Genomic DNA, 22238 nt, shown 5'->3' on the forward strand with positions numbered 1-22238 from the left:
GCGGTTAGCGCGGCGGGAGTGCTCAACGCGCTGCGCGCCGGCCCGGGCCCATGCGAAAGAACGCGCCAGCCAGCAAAGCCAGCGCTGCGGCCAGCAGCATCAAAGTGCCCAACAGCGCGTCGTAACCACCGGCTTCAATCAACAGGGCGCCGACGTAGGGGAACAGGTAGCGCGCGAACAGGTACGACAGGCTGAACGCGATCAACGCCTGCGAGCGCAGGGCCGGTGGCGCCCAGTCGGCGGCCTGGGCCTGCAGCGTCGGGTACAGCAGCCCATAGCCGATGCCCAGCGCCAGCGCACCAGCCGCATAGGCCACGACCGAGACGCCAGCCAGGCACAACAGCGCCAATCCCGCGACCATCAGCACAGCCAGCGCAGGGACCGTCACCCGCGCGGGCCGGCTGGCGAGTGGCCCGCTCAACAGGAAGCGCGCCGCGACCACGGCCAGCATGTAGGCGCCGTAGAACACCGCGTAGTCGATGTGTCTGGCCGCCGCCATCGTCGTCTGGAAGTTCATCATGCTGGTGTAGACACAGGCGCACAGGAACACCATGGCCACGAACCAGGCGCTGGGCAGGGCCAGCAGCTGACGCAGCCGCCGACGCCGCGCAGGGTCGGTGGAGGGTGAGCGAGCCATCGCGTCGGCGGCTGCATAGGCGGCATTGCGCCAGGCGGCCCATGCCGATGCAACACAGGCGGCAGCGCTGGCCGCCGAGCCCAGCACGAATAGATCGGTGAACTGCCAGCCGGCCCGGGCCATTGCCCAGCGCGACACCAGCGGCGCCAGGCCGATGCCCAGGGTGTTGAAGGCGCCGTAGACCATGAAGTGGTAAGCCCGCCGTTCACCGTCGATGACACTGGACAGGCAGATCGGCCCCTGTGCGAGGAACAGTCCCCAGCCCACGCCCTGCAGCACGGAGCCGGCGTACCAGGCCGCCCCGCCCGCCGGCTCTGGCCATCCGGCCATGCAACCCGCCAGGCATGCGCTGCCGGCGAAGAAGATGCCGCTGCCCCAAGGCGCCACGGCGGCCAGCCCGAAGCGACGTAACAGGGCATGGCTGCTGCCTGCGCACAGCAACGCGCCGATGGCGCCAGCCGCGAACACCTGGCCGAAGAACACCTCGTCCAGGCCCCGCGACTTCATGGCCAATGGCAGCGTGAGGAAGGCGCCGACGCCAAACGCGAGCAGGAAATTCTCGGCACACAGGAGTGCGCGGATGGCCTTCAGGCGGCGCGGTCCGGCAGCAGGGAGCGTTGGTGACAAGGCGAGTCGGCGCACGGGCCGCCAGCGAGCAAGGGGGCCGGATTATTCGACCTGCCCCGGCGACTGCCCAACGTCAATATGCGCACTGACGCACGGCGCGTCAGCGCACCGCGCGCCTCAGCTGCCCGGCACTGCGCCGGCGCCGAGCCCGCACAACAGCACCACCGCCCGCGCCTCGATGGCGCGGCCTTCGCCCACCGGGCCCATCTTCTCGGCCGTCTTGGCCTTGACGTTCACACGCTCGACCGGGATGCCGAGCGAGGTCGCCACCCGCTCGCGCATCGTGGGAATGTGCGGGGCCATCTTGGGTGCCTGGGCCACGATGGTGGCGTCAACGTTCACCGGCTCCCAGCCGGCGGCACGCACACGCTTGACGGCCTCGACCAGCAAAGCGACCGAATCGGCGCCCTTGAACGTCGGGTCGGTGTCCGGAAAGTGGCGGCCGATGTCGCCCAGCGCGGCCGCGCCAAACAGCGCGTCGGTGATCGCGTGCAGCAGCGCATCCGCGTCCGAGTGGCCGAGCAGGCCGTGGCTGTGCGGGATGGGCACGCCGCCCAGGATCAGCGGGCGGCCGGTGACCAGCTGGTGGGTGTCCCAGCCTTCGCCGATGCGCAGGGCGGGGATCGCGGGAGTCGTCATGTCGTGGTCCGGTGGCAGGTTCGGCCGCTATTGTCCCAAGGGCACCACCGGGATGCAGATGTCGCACTCGAAGCCTTCGCCCTCGCCGCGCGCGCCGGCCGGCGGATAGCGCTCGAAGCACGGGCCGTGGGCCAGGCCGAAGCCGCTGTCGGGCAGCCAGTCGCGGAACAGCGCGTTCCAGGCCTCGCCGATGGTGGCCGGCGTGCCGCGGAAGTGCAGCTCGGCATGGCGGCCGGCCGGCAGCATGAGCAGCATCGCGCCGCCGCTGGGCACGAAGCCCGGCGGCACCTGCACGCCTGCGTCGTAGCGGCACTGCGCGGGGTCGGTGATGCTCGGGTCGTCGTAGCCGATGCCGTAGCACGGCGAGTCCATCAGGCCGTGCAGGCGCAGCCAGGGCTCCATCGTCTCGCGCCAGAAGCGGCCGATGCCCGGGCCGTAGGGCCCGACGTAGCGCAGGCAGGCGAGCTGCACGCTGTCGCGGTGATGCAGGGTAACGTCGTTCATGGGGGCTCCGGTCGGTGGGTGGGTGAGGGCTTCATGCTCGCTGCCCGCCGCGCCCGGCGCCTGACCGATCTTGCGCAGCACCTGATCCAGATTGCGCTCCTGCAGCCGCTGCTGCCGCCAGGCGCTCGGCGGCGCCCCGAAGCGCAGCCGGAAGGCGCGCGCAAAGGCTTCGCCGGAGCCGAAGCCCACGTCCAGCGCAGCTTCGGTGATGCCCAGCCGCGGATTGCACAGCAGCCGCATTGCCGCCACCTCCAGCCGGCGGCGGCGCAGGTAGTCGCCCAGCGTCTCGCCCATCCAGGCCGCGAACACGCGGTGGAAGTGGAAAGGCGAGAAGTGCGCCATCGCGGCCACGCTCGGCAGGTCGAGCGGCGCGGCGAGGTGCCGGTCGATGTGCAGCAGCACCTTGCGCAGGCGCAGGTCGTGCTCGCGGCGGCTGTTGGTTGACACGATCAACCTGGGCGGGCCGCCGCGCCGGGCTCAATGCCGCGTGACGACGATGGGCGCGCCGTTCGTCACGATCAGCGTGTGCTCGAACTGCGCCGACAGGTTGCCTGCGCCGCCCGACAGCGTCCAGCCGTCGCCGGTGTCTTCGGCGATGCGGGCGCGGGTCGACAGGAAGGGCTCGATGGTGATCACCATGCCGGCGGCCAGCACGCGCTTCTCGCTCGGGTCGGCAAAGCCGGGAATGAACTCGGGCGCTTCGTGCAGCGCGCGGCCCACGCCGTGGCTGCCCAGGTTGCGCAGGATGCGGAAGCCCGTCTGCTTCGCCACGCGCTCGATGGTGCGGCCGATGGCGGCCACCGGCCGGCCGGCGCGGGCCTGGCCCAGTGCCTCGTCCAGCGCATGGCGGGCGGCCCAGCACAACCGCGTCTTCACCGGCGTGGTGGGCGGCACCACACGGGTGCCGCCGGTGTCGGCGAAGTAGCCGTCCAGCTCGGCCGAGACGTCGATGTTCACCACGTCGCCCTTGGCGATGCGGCGCGCGCCGGGCAGGCCGTGCGCCGCCTCTTCGTTGATGCTGATGCAGGTGGCACCGGGGAAGCCATAGGTGAGCTGCGGCGCAGACCGCGCACCGGCTGCGGCCAGCAGCCGGGCGCCGATGGCGTCCAGCTCGTCGGTGCGCATGCCGGGCTCGATGGCGTCGAGCATGCTGTGCAGCACGTCGCTCACCAGCGCGCCGGCACGGCGCAGGCCTTCGATGTCGGCATCGGTTTCTATCGTCATGGGATATTCCTTACAGCGTGTTCAGCAGACGTTCGGCCAGCGTGAAATCGCCCGGCCAGGTGACCTTGAAGTTGGCGGCATCGCCCACCACCAGCCGCGGCTGCAGGCCCAGCGCCTCGATGGCACCGGCCTCGTCGGTGGGTGCGTCGCCGATGGCGGCCAGCGCCTGGCGAAGCAATCCGATGCGGAACATCTGCGGCGTCTGCGCGGCCCACTTGGCGCTGCGGTCGACGGTGGCGGCCACACGGCCCTGCGCATCGGCCTGCTTGAGCGTGTCGGCCACCGGCAGGGCCAGCAGGCCGCCCACTTCATCGCCCAGGCAGGCGTCGATCAGCCGGTCGACCCACGCCGGCTGCACCAGGCAACGCGCGGCGTCGTGCACCAGCACCCAGTCGTCGGGCTGCGCGCCGCGCTCGGCCAGCACCTGCAGGCCATTGGCCACCGTGGCGGCGCGGCTGGCGCCACCGCAGCGGGCCAGCCATTCGCGGTTCGGCGCACGGCCGAACCAGGGCACGGCAGCTTCGAACAGATCGTCCTCGGCCGACAGCACCACCAGCGTCGCTGTCAGCCGCGGCACGGCGGCCAGCGCGGCCAGCGTGTGCGCCACCATGGCCCGGCCGGCCAGCGGCACGTACTGCTTGGGCCCATCGGCGCCCGAGCGTGCACCGACACCGGCGCAGGGAACAAGGGCATGGCAGCGGGGCATCCGCTCGACGGGCTGGGTCATCGAGGCGATTCTAGAATTCGCGATGGCTTCGCCGTCCGTTCCCCTGCCTTCCATCGCGCCTGGCAAGCGCTTCACCCTCCCCCGCCCTCCTGGTTCCGCCGATGCGCTGATGCTGGCGCGCCTGGCCCAGGCCCGTGCCGCCGAAGGCAGGCTGCTGGCCATCGTCACGGCCGAGCCTTCGGACACCCAGCGGCTGGCCGACGAGTTGCCCTTCTTCGCGCCCGGCATCCGCGTGGCCGTGTTCCCCGACTGGGAGACGCTGCCCTACGACACCTTCAGCCCGCACCAGGACCTGATCTCGGAACGCCTGGCCACGCTGTGGCGCCTGTGGAGCCACACGCAAACGGGCAACCAGGCCACCCAGCGCGATGTGGACGTGGTGCTGCTGCCCGCCACCACCGCCCTCACCCGCTTGGCTCCGCCCAGCTTCCTGGCCGGCACCACCTTCCACTTCAAGCAGAAGACGCGGCTCGATGAAGCGCGGCTGAAGTCGCAGCTCACGCTGGCCGGCTACCAGCATGTGAGCCAGGTGGTGTCGCCCGGCGAGTACGCGGTGCGCGGCGGGCTGATCGACCTGTTTCCGATGGGCTCGCTGGTGCCTTACCGGGTCGACCTGTTCGACGACGAGGTGGATTCAATCCGCACCTTCGACCCCGATTCGCAGCGCAGCCTGTACCCGGTGCCGGAGGTGCGCTTGCTGCCGGGCCGCGAGTTCCCGATGGACGAGGCCGCCCGCACCGCCTTCCGCGCCCGCTGGCGCGAGAAGCTGGACGGCGACCCGACCAAGTCGCGCATCTACAAGGACATCGCGGCCGGCATCGCCACTGCGGGCATCGAGTACTACCTGCCGCTGTTCTTCGAGCAGACGGCGTCGATCTTCGAGTACTTCGGCGAGCAGGCCTCGGTGGTGCTGCACGGCACCGTGGATGAATCGATCGAGCGCTTCTGGGCCGACACCCGCGACCGCCACCGCTTCCTGCAGCACGACCCCGAACGGCCCATCCTGCCGCCCGAGCAGCTGTTCCTCAAGCCGGAAGACTTCTTCGCGCTGACGCATGCGCATCCCACGCTGTCGCTGCGCGGCGTGGAGCCGGTGGACTGGGCGCGGCCGCTGCCCGACGTGAGCGTGAACCGCGGTGCCACCGAGCCGCTGGCCGGCCTGGAAGCGCACCTGAAGAACACGCCGGCCCGCGTGCTGCTGGTGGCCGAGAGCGACGGCCGGCGCGAAAGCCTGCTGGAGCTGCTGCGCGACCACCGCATCGACGTGCCCAGCGTGGGCAGCCTGGCCGAGTTCGAGGCCGGCCACGAGAAGGTGGCCATCGCGGCCGCGCCGCTGGCGCAAGGCTTCCACTGGCACACGCCGGAAGCGTCGATCCAGTTCCTGACCGAGACCGAGCTGTTCTCCACCGCACCCAGCTCGCGCCGGCGCCGCAAGCAGGAGCAGGTCAGCAACGTCGAGGCGCTGATCAAGGACCTGTCCGAGCTGAAGGTCGGCGACCCGGTGGTGCACGTGAACCACGGCATCGGCCGCTACGTGGGCCTGCTCAACATCGACCTGGGCGACGGCGCCAGCGAGTTCCTGCACCTGGAGTACGCCGACAAGGCCACGCTGTACGTGCCGGTGGCGCAGCTGCACCTGATCAGCCGCTACACCGGCGTGAGCGCCGAGGAAGCGCCGCTGCACAAGCTGGGCTCGCCGCAGTGGGACAAGGCCAAGCGCAAGGCCGCCGAGCAGGTGCGCGACACCGCGGCCGAGCTGCTGAACCTGTATGCCCGCCGCGCCGCGCGCGAGGGCCATGCCTTCCGCTTCTCGCCGCACGACTACGAGGCCTTCGCGGCCAGCTTCGGCTTCGAGGAAACGCCTGACCAGCGCGCGGCCATCCATGCGGTGATCCAGGACATGGTGAGCCCGCGGCCGATGGACCGCCTGGTGTGCGGCGACGTGGGCTTCGGCAAGACCGAGGTGGCATTGCGCGCGGCCTTCGTCGCGGTGCTGGGCGGCAAGCAGGTGGCGCTGCTGGCGCCCACCACGCTGCTGGCCGAGCAGCACTTCCAGAACATCGCCGACCGCTTCGGCAAGTGGCCGGTGAAGGTGGCGGAGCTGTCGCGCTTCCGCTCCACCAAGGAGATCAATGCGTCGCTGGAAGGCATCGAGGCCGGCACCATCGACATCGTGATCGGCACCCACAAGCTGCTGAGCCAAAGCGTGAAGTTCAAGCGCCTGGGGCTGCTGATCATCGACGAGGAGCACCGCTTCGGCGTGCGCCACAAGGAAGCCATCAAGGCCATGCGCGCCGAGGTGGACGTGCTCACGCTCACTGCCACGCCCATCCCGCGCACCCTGGGCATGGCGCTGGAAGGCCTGCGCGACCTGAGCGTGATCGCCACCGCGCCGCAGCGCCGGCTGGCCATCAAGACCTTCGTGCGCACCGAGACCACCGGCGTCATCCGCGAGGCAGTGCTGCGGGAGCTGAAGCGCGGTGGCCAGGTCTACTTCCTGCACAACGAGGTGGACACCATCCGCGCCCGCGCTGCGAAGCTGGAGGAGCTGCTGCCCGAAGCCCGCATCGCGATCGCCCACGGCCAGATGCCCGAGCGCGAGCTGGAACATGTGATGCGCGACTTCGTCGCCCAGCGCTTCAACGTGCTGCTGTGCTCCACCATCATCGAGACCGGCATCGACGTGCCCTCGGCCAACACCATCATCATGAGCCGCGCCGACAAGTTCGGCCTGGCGCAGCTGCACCAGCTGCGCGGCCGCGTGGGCCGCAGCCACCACCAGGCCTATGCCTACCTGCTGGTGCCCGACGTGGAGGCGCTGACCAAGCAGGCCGCGCAGCGGCTGGAGGCCATCCAGCAGATGGAGGAACTGGGCTCCGGCTTCTACCTGGCCATGCACGACCTGGAGATCCGCGGCGCCGGCGAGGTGCTGGGCGACAACCAGAGCGGCAACATGATGGAAGTGGGTTTCCAGCTCTACAACGACATGCTGGGCGAGGCGGTGCGCTCGCTCAAGAGCGGCAAGGAGCCCGACCTGCTGAGCCCGCTGGGCGGCGTGTTCGGCGCGGCCACCGAGATCAACCTGCATGCGCCCGCCCTGCTGCCCGACAGCTATTGCGGCGACGTGCACACGCGGCTGAACCTCTACAAGCGGCTGGCCACGGCCACCACGCCGGCGCAGATCGACACGCTGCTGGAGGAAATCACCGACCGCTTCGGCAAGCTGCCGGCGCAGGGCCAGACGCTGTTCGACACCCACCGCCTGCGGGTGCTGGCGCGGCCCTATGGCGTGAGCAAGATCGACGCGGCGCCGCGGCTGATGGTGGTGAGCTTCCGCCCCAACCCGCCGGTGGACGCGATGAAGATCATCGAGCTGGTGCAGAAGAACCGGCACATCAAGCTGGCCGGCAACGACAAGCTGCGCATCGAACGCGACACGCCCGAGGTCAAGGACCGCGTGCAGCTGATCCGCGACGTGCTGCGCTCATTGGGGCAGCCGAAGGAAGCTTGAGGGCTAGGCTGGACCGATGCTGGCGTAGGCGACGATCTCGATCTTCATGCCCGGCACCACCAGGCCCGACACGCCCATGCTGGAACGGTTCGGATACGGTGCCTCGAAGAACTCGCGGTATACCGCGTCGATGGCCTTCATGTCCTGCACGTCGGTCATGTAGATCAGCACCTGCGTCACATCGGCCAGCGTGCCACCGGCCGCCTGCACCGCCTGCCGCAGGTTGGCGAAGGTGAGCCGCGCCTGGTCTTCGATCGGGCCGGTATCGATGCTGCCGTCGGGCCGCACCGGGCCGTGCGCGGTGAACAGCAGCCCCTGGGCCTGGGTGGCCCACGAAAATGGTTGATTCAGCGCCGGCAGGCCGACATCTATCACTTTTTTCATCTGGCGATCCGTGTTCCTGAGCTTGCCACTCTAATCGTCGCCAGCACGGCCACCCGCGGCCCCGCGGTGCCTTCAGCGGCTGGGCGGGCGCGTCGATATGGCTGCACGGCCGGCCCGGTGCTGTGGTAGTTCGGGCAGCGGTTCGATGCAGGAGACACGGTCATGGATTGGGTGCGCAAGGTCAGCCTCGTGAAGAGGACGACGATCGGCTTTGGACTGGCCGGGGCCGCCCTGGCCGGCATCGGCGGATCGGCCGCCCACCAACTCCACGGGCTGGGCGCCGCTGGCGCCGCGTGGTCGATCGGCATCGGCACGGCCGCCGCGCTGGGCGTCATCACCATCGCCGCAATGCTCATCCGCGGCAGCATCAAGCGCTCGGTGGAAGACACGGTGCAGGCCGTCATCCGCATTGCCGGCGGCGACCTGGAGACCAAGATCGAGTCGCCGGGCAAGGACGAAGTCTCCTGGCTGCGGTACGAGCTCAACAGCATGCGCAAGAAGCTGCGCGCGATGGTGCTGGAAGTGCGCGGCAGCGTGGAGATGGTGAAGAACGCTTCCGACGAGATCGCCAACGGCAATGCCGACCTGTCGGCCCGCACCGAGAGCCAGGCCTCGGCAGTGCAGCAGACCGCCAGTTCGATGGACGAGCTGGCCGCCACGGTGCGCACCAATGCCAGCAATGCCGAGGAAGCCAACCGCGTGGTGCTGGAATCCAGCAACGTGGCCACCCGCGGCGAGCAGCTGATGCGCGACGTGGAAGGCCGCATGGGCGAGATCAATGCCAGCGCGGCGCGCATCGCCGACATCATCGGCGTGATCGACGGCATCGCCTTCCAGACCAACATCCTCGCGTTGAATGCCGCGGTGGAAGCCGCCCGCGCCGGTGAACAAGGCCGCGGCTTCGCAGTGGTGGCGGGCGAGGTGCGCAGCCTGGCGCAGCGCAGCGCCACCGCGGCGCGCGAGATCAAGACGCTGATCGGCGACTCCACCGAGAAGATCGGCGCCGGCTCGGCGCTGGTCGACCAGGCGGGCAAGACGATGCGCGAGCTGCTGGAACGCGTGACCCATGCTTCCTCGCTGATGAGCGCCATCTCGCATGCGGGCCAGGAACAGAGCCTGGGCATCGGCCAGGTCCACGAGGCGCTGGCCCAGATCGACGGCGTGACGCAGCAGAACTCCGCGCTGGTGGAGCAGGTGTCCGCCGCCGCGCAGTCGCTCAAGGGTGAATCGGACAAGCTCAAGGGCGCGATGAGCGGCTTCCGCGTGGTGGGCTGAACGCCGGGTCGGCAGGCCCGCGCACCTACAATTCCGGGCTTTGCGCGGCCCTCCCATGCCCTCTTCGACGCCCCTTCCCGGCCTGGTGACGCAAGGCTTCACGCCCCCGCTGGCGCTGGCCGATTTCAAGCTGATCGCGTTCGACATGGATTCGACGCTGATCAACATCGAATGCGTGGACGAGATCGCCGATGCGGCCGGCCGCAAGGCCGAGGTGGCCGCCATCACCGAAGCCGCGATGCGCGGCGAGATCACCGACTACAAGGAAAGCCTGCGCCGCCGCGTGGCACTGCTGGCCGGCGTGCCGGTGAGCGCGATGCAGCAGGTGCTGGACGAGCGGCTGCAGCTCAACCCGGGCGCCGAGGCGCTGGTGCGGGCCTGCCAGGCCGCCGGCCTGAAGACGCTGCTGGTCTCGGGCGGCTTCACCTTCTTCACCGACCATGTGCGCGACCGGCTGGGCATCGGCGCCACCCGCAGCAACGTGCTGGAAGTGGCCGACGGCGTGCTCACCGGCCGCATGGTCGACCAGCCCTGGGGCGACATTTGCGACGGCGACGAGAAGAAGCGCATGCTGCTGTCGACCTGCGCCGAGCACGGCATCCTGCCGGCGCAGGCCATCGCGGTGGGCGACGGTGCCAACGACCTGCCGATGATGGGCGTGGCCGGCCTCTCGGTGGCCTACCACGCCAAGCCTAAGGTGCGTGAGCAGGCCATGGTGGCGATCAACGAAGGCGGCCTGGACCGGCTGCTGGAAGTGGTGCGGCCGACCTGACCCGGGCTGCGCTCAGCGCAGGCGCTGCGCCATCGCCTGCGCCGTGCGGCGCAGCGGCCGCGAGGCCGCGGGCAGGTCGGCCAGCCGCTGCCAGAACTGAAGCGCCGGGGCGCGGGCCGGTGAACCCATGGCCAGCTCGTCGGGGCTGAACGGCTCGATGTCGACCAGGCCGATCGCCGCATCGGGCCGCCAGCGCATCGGCAGCATGTCGTACACCGGCGCCAGGCCGGCAAAGCGGCCGCCCGGCACGCCCTGCGGCTGCACCACCAGGCTCAGGTTGCCGAAGTGCATGTCGGTGTTGCCGATCAGGCGGCCGAAATGCAGCAGCGCCTCGGCCTGCATGCCGGCACCGGCCGGCAGCCGCCGCTGGCGCTCCAGCGCATGGCAGGTGGCGCCCCAGTGCTGGCGGCCGCCGGCCACGAAGGCATCGTGCACCGCGTCCAGCGGCACCACATGCAGCCGGCCACCACCCGGCAGGCGGTCGAAACGCCGAGATACCAGGAAGGCACGCCGGCCCGTCTCGACCACTTCGCTGGCGGCCACTGGCACGCCCCAGTCGGCCAGCACCTGCAGCGCCAGTGCCTCGGCCTGCAGCAGGTCGCGCCAGCGATCGCCGAAGGGTGTGGCCAGCGGCGGCGTGAACTTGACGATGAGGGGATGACCGGCTTCTTCATGGGTGAGGAACTTGGCCTGTTCGCCGCCGGCGGAAGACCCGGCCGGCAGCGTGGCCGCCACCGCATCCGCCAGGGCATCCAGGTCGGGCGACACGCCGGGTTGCGGCACCGGCGCCCTGCCCGCGGCCGGCGGCTCGCCCAGCACGATGGCGCCGGGGGCATCATGCAGCGTGAGCGCGGTGGCCAGCACCTGCTCGAGCGACCAGCGCTCGGGGTTGGCATCGAGCCCGCGCACCGCCCACTGCCGGGCCAGCACGCGGCCAAGGAAGCCCTGCGCACGCAGCGGCGCCAGGAACCACGGCAACCCGGCCTGCGTCAGGCTGTCCATGCCCTCGGCCTGTACGTGCACCCGGTCCCCCTGCAGGAAGCTGAGCCGGCCCCAGCGCTGCACCTGCCCGTCAGGCAGCACCCACAGCAGCGGCTGCACCGCCGGCGCGCCCAGCAGCGGCTGCGGCAGCCCATAACGCGTCTGCCGCCCGCTGCCCAGGGCCACCACCTCGGACGACAGCCCACGCAGCAGCCGCGACAGCGTCGGCTGGCTGCGCCCGGTGGCCGCCTGCAGCTGCGCCGAGCTGGCCACGCCGAGCTGCTTCAGCGTCGACAGAAGTTCAAACTGCAGGGGCGTCTCCATGGCCGCATGCTACACCTGCACCGCCACGAGTCGACTGGCGAATGGATGACAAACGAATCGCAGACGAATCGAAGATGAATAGGAAAAGAATAGCTGATCATCCAGGCACAGCCATGGCTCGGGCGATGGCGAGCGTCTGCCACGACGAACCGGGTCGTCAGCTGCTGAGCTGCGCCCAGGCCTTGTCCAGCCGCTTGGCGCTCACCGGCTGCGGCGTGCGCAGCTCCTGGGCGAAGAGGCTCACCCGCAGTTCTTCCAGCAGCCAGCGGTATTCGTTCAGCCGCGCATCAGCGGTGCCCTTCAGCTCGGCGATGCGGCGGGTGTAGCGCTGCTCCAGCGGCCGCAGCTCGGCCAGGCGCTGGGCGTCGCGCACAGGGTCGGCGCGCAGCTTGTCCAGCCGCAGCACCACCGCCTTCAGGTAGCGCGGCAGGTGGGCCAGCGCGGCCCAGGGCGTGTCCAGCAGGAAGCGCTTGCCCACCAGCCGCTGCAGCTGCGCGGTGACGTCGTCGGCCACCTCCTTGGGCGCGCGGCTGTCCTTCAGCTTGCGCAGCGCCGCGGCATGCTCGACGAGCACGGTGCCGGCCATGCGCGCCACCTCCTGCGCGATCAGGTTCAGCCGCGCCCGGCCCTCGTCGATGCGGGCCTGGAAGGCGCGTGCATCGGTGGGCAGCGGGTCGGCCAGGAAGGCCCGGTCCAGCGCCACGTCGATGATCTGGTCGCGCAGTTCCTCCTGCGTGCCCAGCGGCATGAACCACACCGCCATCTGCCGCAGGTCGGGGATGTTCTTCTCGAGGTACTTCAGCGGCTCCTTGATGGCCAGCGCCACCAGCCGGCGCAGGCCGGCGCGGTGCCTGGCGGCGGCCACGTCGGGCTCGTCGAACACCTCGATCTCGACATGGGTGCGCTTGTCGATCAGCGCCGGGAAGCCCACCAGCGTCTGGCCCGCCTTGCGGATCTCCATCAGCTCGGGCAGCTCGCCGAAGGTCCAGGCGGTGTAGGCCGCGGCGGGCTTGTTTTCGGCCGGCGCGGCGGGCCGGCCGTCGCCGGCAGGCGCGGGCACGCGCTGGGCCCCCTTGCCTGCCGGCGCCGAAGCCGGCTCGGCCGCGGCGGCGTTGCCCAGCTTCAACCCCGCCAGCGCCTGGAAGGCCGAGCGCGCCTGGCCGCCCAGCTCCGCCTTCAGCGAAGCGAGGTTGCGGCCCATGCCCAGCTGGCGGCCATGCTCGTCCACCACGCGGAAGTTCATGAACAGGTGGGCCGGCAGCGTTTCCAGCTTGAAGTCGTTGCGCTGCACGGCCAGCTGCGTGCGGTCGCGCACCGCCTTCAGCAGCACGTCCATCAGGCTGCCCTGCGCGAACGGCACGGTCGCGACGAACTCGGCCGCATAGTCGGGCAGCGGCACCAGGCGCGAACGCGGGCGCTGGTGCAGGCTCTTCACCAGCGCCAGCACCTTGTCCTTCAGCATGCCGGGCACCAGCCATTCGCAGCGCTCGTCGCTCACCTGGTTGAGCGCATAGATGGGCACGGTCACGGTCACGCCGTCCTTGGCGTCGCCGGGGTCGTGCAGGTAGGTGGCCGCGCAGTCCACGCCGCCCAGCCGCACCACCTTCGGAAAGGCCGAGGTGGTGATGCCGGCGGCCTCGTGGCGCATCAGCTCGTCGCGGGTGAGCTTGAGCAGCTCGGGCTGCTCCTTCGCGGCATGGCGGTACCAGCGCTCCAGCGCCGGGCCGCTGGTCACGTCGGCGGGCAGCTGCTGGTCGTAGAAGGCGAAGATCAGGTCGTCGTCCACCAGCACGTCCTGCCGCCGGGCCTTGTGTTCCAGCTCCTGCACCTGGCGGATCAGCTTGCGGTTGTGCGCCAGGAAGGGCAGCCGCGTGTCCCACTCGTCCTGCACCAGGCCTTCGCGGATGAAGATCTCGCGCGCGCCGGCCGGGTCCACCGCTGCATAGTTCACCCGCCGGTTGTTGTAGACGACGATGCCGTACAGCGTGGCCCGCTCCAGCGCCACCACTTCGCCGGCCTTCTTTTCCCAGTGCGGCTCCAGCAGCTGCTTCTTCAGCAGGTGGCCGGCGATGCGCTCGATCCACTGGGGCTCGATGGCGGCCAGGCCACGGCCGAACAGCCGCGTGGTTTCCACCAGCTCCGCGGCCACCAGCCAGCGGCCCGGCTTCTTGCTCAGGTGCGCGCCGGGATGCTTCCAGAACTTGATGCCGCGCGCGCCCAGGTACCAGTCGTCCTCTTCGCTCTTCAGGCCGATGTTGCCCAGCAGGCCGGCCAGCATCGCCATGTGCACCTGCTCGTAGGTGGCCGGCTGGGTGTTCTGGCGCCAGCCGTGCTCGCGCACCACCGTCAGCAGCTGCGAATGGATGTCGCGCCACTCGCGCACCCGCCGCGGCGAGACGAAGCTCTCGCGCAGCCGCTGCTCCTGCTGGCGGTTGCTCAGCTTGGGCGTGTCCACCGGCGCCTCGCTGCCCGCATGGCCATGCACGCCGCGGCCCTGCTCGATCCAGTGCCACAGCTTCAGGTAGCCCATGAACTCAGACTTCTCGTCGTCGAACTTCCTGTGCTTCTCGTCGGCGGCCTGCGCGGCTTCCAGCGGCCGGTCGCGCACGTCCTGGCCGCTGAGCGCGCTGGCGATCACCAGCACCTCGGCCAGCGAACCGCGCTCGCGCGCCTCGAGGATCATCCGGCCCACGCGCGGGTCCAGCGGCAGGCGCGACAGCTCCTGGCCAATGGGCGTGAGCGCGTTGTCGTCGTCCACCGCGCCCAGCTCGCCCAGCAGCGCATAACCGTCGGCGATGGCCTTGCGAGGCGGCGCTTCGAGGAACGGAAAGTCCTCCACGTCGCCCAGCTTGAGGGACTTCATGCGCAGGATCACGCCAGCCAGCGACGAGCGCAGGATCTCGGGGTCGGTGAAGCGCGGGCGGGCCGTGAAGTCGGCCTCGTCGTACAGGCGAATGCACACGCCATCGGCCACGCGGCCGCAGCGGCCGGCGCGCTGGTTGGCCGCGGCCTGGCTCACCGGCTCGATCTGCAGCTGCTCGACCTTGTTGCGGTAGCTGTAGCGCTTGACGCGCGCCAGGCCGGCGTCGATCACGAAGCGGATGCCGGGCACCGTCAACGAGGTCTCGGCCACGTTGGTGGCCAGCACGATCCGCGGCGCGCCGCCGGTGGAGAACACCCGGTCCTGCTCCTGCTGCGACAGCCTTGCGAACAGCGGCAGGATGTCGGCGTGCCGGTGCGCCGGCTGGTGCGCCAGGTGCTTGCGCAGGTGGTCGGCCGCCTCGCGGATTTCACGCTCGCCGGGCAGGAAGACGAGGATGTCGCCGCCGATGCGGCCCGACCAGAGTTCGTCCACCGCATCGACGATGGCGTCGTTCAGGCCGTATTCGCGGCTTTCCTCGAAGGGGCGCCAGCGTTGTTCCACCGGGAACAACCGGCCGGACACCATGATGACCGGGGCCGGGCCATTCCTGCCCGCGAAGTGGTTCGCAAACCGCTCCGCATCGATGGTGGCCGAGGTGACGATGATCTTCAGGTCGGGCCGGCGCGGCAGGATCTGCCGCAGGTGGCCGAGCAGGAAGTCGATGTTCAGGCTGCGCTCGTGCGCCTCGTCGATGATCAGCGTGTCATAGCCGCGCAGCAGCGGGTCGGTCTGCGTCTCGGCCAGCAGGATGCCGTCGGTCATCAGCTTGACGCTGGCGCCCGGCTGCAGCCGGTCCTGGAAGCGCACCTTGTAGCCCACCACCTCGCCCAGCGGGGTCTTCAGCTCCTCGGCGATGCGCTTGGCCACGCTGCTGGCCGCGATGCGCCGCGGCTGGGTGTGGCCGATCAGCTTGCCGCCGTTGATCCTGCCGCGGCCCAGCTCCAGCACGATCTTGGGCAGCTGGGTGGTCTTGCCGGAGCCGGTCTCGCCGCAGACGATGACCACCTGGTGCTCGGCGATCAGGCGCGCGATCTCCTCGCGTCGCGCCGAAACCGGCAGGGATTCTGGAAATTCGATGGCCAGCGCGGCGACGCCGGCGGCAGGGGTGGGGGCTGAACTCACGGGGCGCGGATTATGACGAGGTGCCCTGCGGCACAATGCCCGGCCCCGAAAGCCGTACGTCGATGAACCTCATATTTCCCCATACCTTCGTGCCCTGGTTTCGCTCGGTAGCGCCGTACATCCACGCCTACCGCGGCAAGACCTTCGTGGTGGCCATGGCGGGCGAGGGCATTGCCGCCGGCAAGCTGAGTGCCTTCGCGCAAGACCTGGCCATCCTGCAGGCCATGGGCATCAAGCTGGTGCTGGTGCACGGCTTCCGCCCGCAGGTCAGCGAGCAGTTGCGCGCCAAGGGCCACCCCGAGCGATTCAGCCACGGCCTGCGCATCACGGACGCGCCGGCGCTGGACGCCGCGCAGGAGGCCGCCGGCCAGCTGCGCTTCGAGATCGAGGCGGCGTTCTCCCAGGGCCTGCCGAACACGCCGATGGCCAATGCCACGGTGCGGGTGGTGTCGGGCAACTTCCTCACCGCGCGGCCGGTCGGCATCGTCGACGGCGTGGACTTCATGCACAGCGGCATCGTGCGCAAGGTGGATGCGATCACCATACGCCGCACCATCGACAGCGGCGCGGTGGTGCTGCTGTCGCCGTTCGGCTTCTCGCCCACCGGCGAGGCCTTCAACCTGACGATGGAAGACGTGGCCACCTCCACCGCCATCGCGCTGCAGGCCGACAAGCTGATGTTCATGACCGAGGTGCCGGGTATCCGCGAAAAGCAGGACGACCCGGAAAGCGACATCGATACCGAACTGGCGCTGGCCGACGCCGAAAAACTGCTGGCGGTTTTGCCGGCCACCAAACCCACCGAGCCGGGCTTTTACCTGCGCCACTGCGTCAAGGCCTGCCGCGAAGGCGTCGAGCGCTCGCACATCCTGCCCTACAGCCAGGACGGCGCGCTGCTGATGGAGGTTTATACCCACGACGGCATCGGCACCATGGTGGTGGACGAAAAACTCGAGAGCCTGCGTGAAGCCACCGCAGACGACGTCGGCGGTATCCTGCAGCTGATCGAACCCTTCGAGCGCGACGGCACCCTGGTGCGCCGCGAACGCACTTCCATCGAGCGGGATATCGCCAACTACACCGTGATCGAGCACGACGGCGTGATCTTCGGTTGCGCGGCGCTGTATCCGTATCCCGAGGCCGGCACCGCGGAAATGGCGGCACTCACCATCAGCCCGCAGGTGCAAAGCCAGGGCGATGGCGAGCGCATCCTCAAGCGGGTGGAGCAGCGCGCCAGGTCGATGGGGCTCGCCAGCATTTTCGTGCTTACCACGCGCACGATGCACTGGTTCATCAAGCGTGGTTTCCAGCCGGTGGATCCGGATTGGCTGCCCGAGGCGCGCAAGCGCAAATACAACTGGGACCGGCGCTCGCAAGTGCTGGTCAAGCACCTTCAGTAACCCTTTGCCCGGAGAACCCCGATGACCCGCACCGTCCAATGCATCTACCTGAAGAAGGAAGCCGAGGGTTTGAGCTTCGCGCCCTATCCGGGCGAGCTCGGCAAGCGCATCTACGACAACGTCAGCAAGGAAGCTTTCGAGGCCTGGAAGAAGCACCAGACGATGCTGGTCAACGAAAACCGCCTGAATCTGGCCGATGCCCGCGCCCGCCAATACCTGGCGCGCCAGATGGAGCGCTTCTTCTTCGGCGAAGGCGCCGAGCAGCCCACCGGCTACGTGCCGCCGAGCGATCCGCAAGCCCCCGGCAACGCCAGTTGATTAACGCGAATCATTCTCGATAGCTTCTATACTGGCTCCGTCTTCGACTGATCCCGCTGAGGAGCCCCATGTCCCTTTCGAGAGTGTTCCTGGCCGCGGCCGCCGTGGCCGCGCTGCAGGCGCCCGCCCATGCGCAGGAGCAGGTGCTCAACCTGTACTCCGCCCGTCACTACCAGACCGACGAGGCGCTCTACGCCAACTTCACCAAGGCGACGGGCATCCGCATCAACCGCGTCGACGGCGACGACTCCGGCATCCTCTCCCGCCTGAAGAGCGAGGGCGCCAGCAGCCCCGCCGACGTGATCCTGCTGGTGGACGCCGCCCGCCTGTGGCGCGCCGAAACCGACGGCCTGTTCCAGCCGGTCAAGAGCAGCACGCTCGACAGCCGCATCCCTGCCAACCTGCGCGGCAAGGACACCGGCAACGGCGCGCAGTGGTTCGGCATGTCCACCCGCGCCCGCGTCATCATCTACAACAAGATCAAGGTCAAGCCGGCCGACGTGGCCACCTACGAGTCGCTGGCCGACCCGAAGAACAAGGGCAAGATCTGCACGCGCTCCGGCTCGCATCCCTACAACCTGTCGCTGTTCGGCGCCATGGTGGAGCACATGGGCCCGGAAAAGGCCGAGGCCTGGCTGCAGGGCGTCAAGGACAATCTGGCGCGCGATCCCAAGGGCGGTGATACCGACCAGATCAAGGCCGTAGCCGCCGGCGAATGCGACATCGCCATCAGCAACAGCTACTACTTCGCGCGCATGATGCGCTCGACCAAGCCGGAAGACCGCGCCGTGGTTGAAAAGGTGGCCGTGGTGTTCCCCAACCAGCAAAGCTGGGGCACGCATCTGAACATCGCCGGTGCCGGCGTTGCGAAATACGCACCCCACCGTGAAGCCGCGGTGAAGTTCCTTGAATATCTGTCCAGCGACGAAGCCCAGATCTACTTCGCCAACGGCAATAACGAATGGCCGGCGGTGGCCAGCGTGAAACCGTCCAATCCTGCGCTGGAATCGCTGGGCACATTCAAGTCTGAAACCATCCCCGTGTCGGCCGTCGGCGTCAACCAGGGCAAGGTGCAGCAAATGCTCGACAGGGTGGGTTTCAAGTAAGCCGCTTTCCCTTCGCTCGTCTTCTCGCGGGCACGCGGCGATGATATATTCGCCGCGTGCCCGAATTGTCTGAGGAGACCCGATTGGCAACGCTGCAAGAACTCCTGGCCCAGAAAGCATCGCTCGAAAAGCAGATTGCTGAAACGCAACGCGAGGAGCGTGCAAACGCCATCGCCAAGGTCAAGTCGATCATGTCCGAACACGGGCTGACCCTGGCCGATCTTTCCCAACGCGCCGCCCCTCCCCGCGCCGAAGGCACGCCCAAGAAAGTGGCAGCCAAATACCGCAACGGTGATACCGGCGAAACATGGTCGGGCCGTGGCCTGCAACCCAAATGGCTGAAGGCCGCCCTGGCCGAAGGCAAGCAGCTTTCCGATTTCGCCATCTGATCGCCGCGCCGGCACCTTTGGCGGCGCCGGCGCCACACTTGCCAGACAAACTCCACATCTGGTTGCGCTGCCCCCACGGCAGGTCCTAGCATCCGGTAGCGCGCACCGCGCGTGTTATGTCGCCGCACGCGTTGTTGTGGTGCTTCGTGTCCTCGCTACCGCCCCCCTCCTCTCCTGCCGCCACCGCTGCCGCCGACGCTCCGGCGGCCACGCCTTTTGCCGCCCGGCCCGACGCCGGCGTGCTGGGGCGGGCGGTCCTGGTGGCCGGCCTGTGCGCCGCGCTCGGCCTGCTGGCCCTGCGCCACGGCCGCATCGACGAGGGGCCCGCCCTGCTTTGGCTGCCCGCCGGCATCGCGCTGGGCGCGTTGCTGTCCTGGGGCCGGTCGATGGCCGGGGCCGTGGCGGCGGGGCTGCTCGCCGCCCACCTGCTGGCTGGCGAGTCACCCACCAGCGCCCTGCTGCTGGCCGCCGGTGAAACCGCGGCACCCTGGCTGGGCGCGGCCTGGCTGTCGCGCCAGCGGTTCCAGGCCGGCATGCCCGGCGTGCGCGATGCGCGGCTGCTGAGCGCCGCGGTAGTGGGCAGCGCGGCGCTGGCCGCCGCCTGGCATGCGCTGATGTGGGCCGTGCACGGCGATGACTCCCTGTCCGCCCTGGCGGCCGGCTATCTGGCCGGCATGGGCGCGGCCGCGGGCGGTTTGCTGGGCTGCCTGCCGTGGCTGGGCCGCGGCAGCCGCCTGCCGTCGGCCAGCCGCCCGCAGCCGCCCGCGGTCGATCCGGCCGGCCCCTCCACGCTGGCACCCTCCGGTTCTCCAGCCCACGCCGCGGCCAGCACCGCCCCGATGACTGCGGCGGTGGCGGCGCCAGAGCCGGGCACGGTCGGCCTGGCCGGCTCCTGTCTGCTGGCGGTGGCCACGCTGGCCGCCGGCTGGGGCGCCTGGCTGGGCACCGCGCCGCTGTCGGCCGCGCAGGCCTCCCTGGTGTTCATGCCGCCGGTGCTACTGGCCTGGATGGCGGCGCGCGGCGCCGGCCGCTGGGCCTCGGCGACCCTGGGCGTGCTGGCCATCGGCGCACTGCTCACGCTGGAAGCAGGCCACGGCCCTTTCGGCAGCCGGGGCGACCGCGGCCATGCGCTGCTGCTGCTGTGGGGTTACCTGGCCTGCTGCGGACTGCTGGTGCTCATCGTGCAGAGCGGTGCGGCCGAGCTGCGCCGCGTCAAGAGCCGCTGGCGGCTGGCGCTGGAGGCCGCGGACGTCGGCGTGGCCGACTGGGACCTGACCACCGGACGCGGCGTGCATTCGCCACGCTGGCAGGCGCTGCTGGGCACGGCCGATGCCGCCGGCCCCTCCAGCCTGCCGCCGCCCCAGGCCTGGCTGGCGCAGGTGCATGCCGACGACCGCAACCGCGAGCGCGAGGCGCTGCAGCGCCTGCACAGCCCGGGCGAGGACGCCTACCGCCACGACCTGCGCCTGAAGACCGCCACCGGCTGGGGCTGGTTCCATGTGCAGATGCTGGTGGCCGAGCGCGACGGCCGCGGCGCCCCCAGCCGCCTGATCGCCACGCTGGCCGACATCGGCGACCGCCGCGCCAACGAGGAGCGTCAGCGCCTGTCCGCCCGTCTGTTCCAGCACCTGCACGAAGGCCTGCTGATCACCGATGCCGACCTGCGGGTGCTGGACGTCAATCCCACCTACTCGCAGATCATGGGCGTCTCCCGCCATGAGCTGCTGGGCACCGTGCCGCCGCTGCTGGCCGCCGCCCGTGCCGGCACGCCCAGCGGCGACCCTGCCGCGGCCGCCACCCACGGCAGCATGTGGGCCAGCCTGCGCGCCACCGGCACCTGGCGCGGCGAGGTGGTGGACCGCCGCCGCAACGGCGACCCCTGCGCGCTGCAGGTCACCATCACCGCGGTGCTGGGGCCGGACAGCCAGCCGCGCTATCACGTGTTGGTGATCTCCGACATCACCGAGCAGCACCTGCAGCGCCAGCGGCTGGAGCGCCAGGCGCTGTTCGACGAGCTGACACGCCTGCCCAACCGCGCGCGGCTGGCGCAGATGCTGGCCGATGCCATGGCGTCGGCCGACCGCGAGGGCACGCTGCTGGCCGTGTGCTACCTCGACCTGGACCACTTCAAGCCAGTCAACGACCGCTTCGGCCATGCGGCGGGCGACCGGCTGCTGGTGGAGCTGGCGCACCGGCTGCGCGGCGCCCTGCGCAGCAATGCCGCCTGGTCCGATGCCGCGGCGCGCCTGGGCGGCGACGAGTTCGTGCTGCTGCTGCGCGCCGGCACGCTGGACGAGGCCCGGCTGGCGGTGGAGCGCGTGCTGCGCGTCATCTCGCAGCCCTATGCCATCGAGCCCGGCGCCGAACCAGTCACCGTCACCGCCAGCGTGGGCGCCACCGTCTACCCGCTGGACCGCAGCGATGCCGATACCCTGCTGCGCCATGCCGACCACGCGATGTACGGTGCCAAGCAGTCGGGCCGCAACGGCTACAGCTTCTTCGACCCCGAGCACAGCCGCCGCACCGAGGAACGCGTGATGGCCATCGGCCGCGTGCAGGAGGCGCTGGACAACCACGAACTGGAGCTGTACTACCAGCCCAAGGTCGACATGCGCCGCGGCACGGTGCTGGGCATGGAGGCACTGCTGCGCTGGAACCATCCCGAGCACGGCGTCATCTCCCCGGCGCAGTTCCTGCCGCTGATCGAGCACACCGGCCTGTCGGCCCGCGTGGGCGACTGGGTGCTGGGCCAGGCGCTGGAGCAGCTGGCCCGCTGGCAGCGCCAGGGGCTGGACCTGTCGGTCAGCGTCAACGTCTCGGCCCGCCACCTGCAGGAGGCCGACTTCGCCCAGCGCCTGGCCGAGATGCTGGCCCGCCATGCCCGGCCGCTGGGCGAGCGGCTGGAACTGGAGGTGCTGGAGACGGCCGCGCTGGCCGACATCGACTACACCTCCGCCCTGCTGGAGCGCTGCCGCCGGCTGGGCGTGCGCTTCTCGCTGGACGACTTCGGCACCGGCTACTCCACCCTCACCTACCTCAAGCGGCTGCCGGTGGACGTGCTGAAGATCGACCGATCCTTCGTGCGCAACATGCTGGACGACCGGCAGGACCTGGCCATCGTGGAAGGCGTGATCGGCCTGGCCCGCACCTTCGGCTGCAGCGTGGTGGCCGAAGGCGTGGAGATGCCGGCGCAGGCGCGGCTGCTGATCGACATGGGCTGCGACATCGGCCAGGGCCATGGCATCGCCAGCCCGATGCGCGCGCCCGCCGTGCTGGCCTGGGTGACCGCCTACCGCGGCCTGTTCACCGTGGCGCCGGCCGCCGAGGGCCCGCCGCCGCCGCAGGTGGCCTGACCGGGCGCCTCGCTAGACTGCC

At 70.1% G+C, this 22238-nt stretch carries 16 protein-coding genes; 8 read left to right on the forward strand and 8 right to left on the reverse strand.

The annotated features are described in order from the left end of the window. Nucleotides 1–22 precede the first annotated feature (22 nt). The 5 genes from VO99_RS03490 to ispD all read right to left on the reverse strand — a co-directional run bounded on the left by VO99_RS03490 (nucleotide 23) and on the right by ispD (nucleotide 4358). A complete protein-coding gene (locus VO99_RS03490; protein WP_259374785.1) occupies nucleotides 23–1279 on the reverse strand; it encodes an MFS transporter in 1257 nt (418 codons plus the stop codon). Nucleotides 1280–1381: 102 nt separating this feature from the next. Next, nucleotides 1382–1903: a 2-C-methyl-D-erythritol 2,4-cyclodiphosphate synthase gene (ispF, locus tag VO99_RS03495; protein ID WP_046111403.1), complete on the reverse strand. Its 522-nt coding sequence runs from the start codon at nucleotides 1901–1903 to the stop codon at nucleotides 1382–1384. Between the two features lie 27 nt (nucleotides 1904–1930). Continuing rightward, nucleotides 1931–2854, reverse strand: a complete 924-nt coding sequence (locus VO99_RS03500; RefSeq protein ID WP_157039419.1) for an AraC family transcriptional regulator — start codon at nucleotides 2852–2854, stop codon at nucleotides 1931–1933. Between the two features lie 30 nt (nucleotides 2855–2884). Then, nucleotides 2885–3631 (reverse strand): type I methionyl aminopeptidase, encoded by a 747-nt coding sequence (map, locus tag VO99_RS03505; RefSeq protein WP_046111405.1) that lies wholly within the window; start codon nucleotides 3629–3631, stop codon nucleotides 2885–2887. 10 nt (nucleotides 3632–3641) lie between these two features. Then, nucleotides 3642–4358, reverse strand: a complete 717-nt coding sequence (ispD, locus tag VO99_RS03510) for a 2-C-methyl-D-erythritol 4-phosphate cytidylyltransferase (RefSeq protein WP_046111406.1) — start codon at nucleotides 4356–4358, stop codon at nucleotides 3642–3644. A 22-nt stretch (nucleotides 4359–4380) separates the two neighbouring features. Here ispD and mfd point away from each other — a divergent pair, with 22 nt between their 5' ends. Then, a complete protein-coding gene (gene mfd, locus VO99_RS03515) occupies nucleotides 4381–7869 on the forward strand; it encodes a transcription-repair coupling factor (RefSeq protein WP_046111407.1) in 3489 nt (1162 codons plus the stop codon). A gap of 3 nt (nucleotides 7870–7872) precedes the next feature. Here the strand turns inward: mfd and VO99_RS03520 are convergent, their stop codons facing one another. Further along, nucleotides 7873–8253, reverse strand: coding sequence for a RidA family protein (locus VO99_RS03520; RefSeq protein ID WP_046111408.1), 381 nt, complete (start codon nucleotides 8251–8253; stop codon nucleotides 7873–7875). A 162-nt stretch (nucleotides 8254–8415) separates the two neighbouring features. On the opposite strand from VO99_RS03520, the gene VO99_RS03525 reads away from it, so the two are divergent. Both VO99_RS03525 and serB read left to right on the forward strand, forming a co-directional pair. Continuing rightward, entirely contained in the window at nucleotides 8416–9528 is a 1113-nt protein-coding gene (locus VO99_RS03525) for a methyl-accepting chemotaxis protein (protein ID WP_046111409.1), read from the forward strand. 55 nt (nucleotides 9529–9583) lie between these two features. Beyond that, nucleotides 9584–10300 (forward strand): phosphoserine phosphatase SerB, encoded by a 717-nt coding sequence (gene serB / locus VO99_RS03530; protein WP_046111410.1) that lies wholly within the window; start codon nucleotides 9584–9586, stop codon nucleotides 10298–10300. Nucleotides 10301–10312: 12 nt separating this feature from the next. Here serB and VO99_RS03535 read toward each other — a convergent pair whose 3' ends face one another. Both VO99_RS03535 and hrpA read right to left on the reverse strand, forming a co-directional pair. Next, nucleotides 10313–11605, reverse strand: a complete 1293-nt coding sequence (locus VO99_RS03535; protein ID WP_046111411.1) for a HipA domain-containing protein — start codon at nucleotides 11603–11605, stop codon at nucleotides 10313–10315. A gap of 157 nt (nucleotides 11606–11762) precedes the next feature. Next, on the reverse strand, nucleotides 11763–15650 hold the full coding sequence (gene hrpA, locus VO99_RS03540; protein ID WP_046111412.1) for an ATP-dependent RNA helicase HrpA: 3888 nt from the start codon (nucleotides 15648–15650) through the stop codon (nucleotides 11763–11765). A gap of 62 nt (nucleotides 15651–15712) precedes the next feature. Here hrpA and argA point away from each other — a divergent pair, with 62 nt between their 5' ends. The 5 genes from argA (at nucleotide 15713) to VO99_RS03565 (ending at nucleotide 22216) form a co-directional block, all read left to right on the forward strand. Beyond that, on the forward strand, nucleotides 15713–17050 hold the full coding sequence (gene argA, locus VO99_RS03545; protein ID WP_046111413.1) for an amino-acid N-acetyltransferase: 1338 nt from the start codon (nucleotides 15713–15715) through the stop codon (nucleotides 17048–17050). A 21-nt stretch (nucleotides 17051–17071) separates the two neighbouring features. Beyond that, on the forward strand, nucleotides 17072–17368 hold the full coding sequence (locus VO99_RS03550) for an oxidative damage protection protein (RefSeq protein WP_046111414.1): 297 nt from the start codon (nucleotides 17072–17074) through the stop codon (nucleotides 17366–17368). A 68-nt stretch (nucleotides 17369–17436) separates the two neighbouring features. Further along, entirely contained in the window at nucleotides 17437–18474 is a 1038-nt protein-coding gene (locus tag VO99_RS03555; protein WP_046111415.1) for a Fe(3+) ABC transporter substrate-binding protein, read from the forward strand. A gap of 83 nt (nucleotides 18475–18557) precedes the next feature. Continuing rightward, complete coding sequence (locus VO99_RS03560) at nucleotides 18558–18863, forward strand: H-NS histone family protein (protein WP_046111416.1); 306 nt, start codon at nucleotides 18558–18560, stop codon at nucleotides 18861–18863. 146 nt (nucleotides 18864–19009) lie between these two features. Beyond that, nucleotides 19010–22216 carry a putative bifunctional diguanylate cyclase/phosphodiesterase gene (locus tag VO99_RS03565; RefSeq protein ID WP_232315253.1) on the forward strand — a complete coding sequence of 1069 codons (3207 nt, stop codon included), beginning with the start codon at nucleotides 19010–19012 and terminating at the stop codon, nucleotides 22214–22216. Nucleotides 22217–22238 lie beyond the last annotated feature (22 nt).

Origin of the sequence: Aquincola tertiaricarbonis (assembly GCF_000969605.1) — a bacterium.
Classification (GTDB): Bacteria; Pseudomonadota; Gammaproteobacteria; order Burkholderiales; family Burkholderiaceae_C; genus Aquincola; species Aquincola tertiaricarbonis.

Excerpts from the sequence above, each read along its gene's own strand:
- ispF (WP_046111403.1), bottom strand. The coding sequence starts at position 1,903 with ATGACGACTCCCGCGATCCCCGCCCTGCGCATCGGCGAAGGCTGGGAC.
- map (WP_046111405.1), bottom strand. The coding sequence starts at position 3,631 with ATGACGATAGAAACCGATGCCGACATCGAAGGCCTGCGCCGTGCCGGC.
- ispD (WP_046111406.1), bottom strand. The coding sequence starts at position 4,358 with ATGACCCAGCCCGTCGAGCGGATGCCCCGCTGCCATGCCCTTGTTCCC.
- mfd (WP_046111407.1), top strand. The coding sequence starts at position 4,381 with ATGGCTTCGCCGTCCGTTCCCCTGCCTTCCATCGCGCCTGGCAAGCGC.
- VO99_RS03520 (WP_046111408.1), bottom strand. The coding sequence starts at position 8,253 with ATGAAAAAAGTGATAGATGTCGGCCTGCCGGCGCTGAATCAACCATTT.
- VO99_RS03525 (WP_046111409.1), top strand. The coding sequence starts at position 8,416 with ATGGATTGGGTGCGCAAGGTCAGCCTCGTGAAGAGGACGACGATCGGC.
- serB (WP_046111410.1), top strand. The coding sequence starts at position 9,584 with ATGCCCTCTTCGACGCCCCTTCCCGGCCTGGTGACGCAAGGCTTCACG.
- VO99_RS03535 (WP_046111411.1), bottom strand. The coding sequence starts at position 11,605 with ATGGAGACGCCCCTGCAGTTTGAACTTCTGTCGACGCTGAAGCAGCTC.
- argA (WP_046111413.1), top strand. The coding sequence starts at position 15,713 with ATGAACCTCATATTTCCCCATACCTTCGTGCCCTGGTTTCGCTCGGTA.
- VO99_RS03550 (WP_046111414.1), top strand. The coding sequence starts at position 17,072 with ATGACCCGCACCGTCCAATGCATCTACCTGAAGAAGGAAGCCGAGGGT.
- VO99_RS03555 (WP_046111415.1), top strand. The coding sequence starts at position 17,437 with ATGTCCCTTTCGAGAGTGTTCCTGGCCGCGGCCGCCGTGGCCGCGCTG.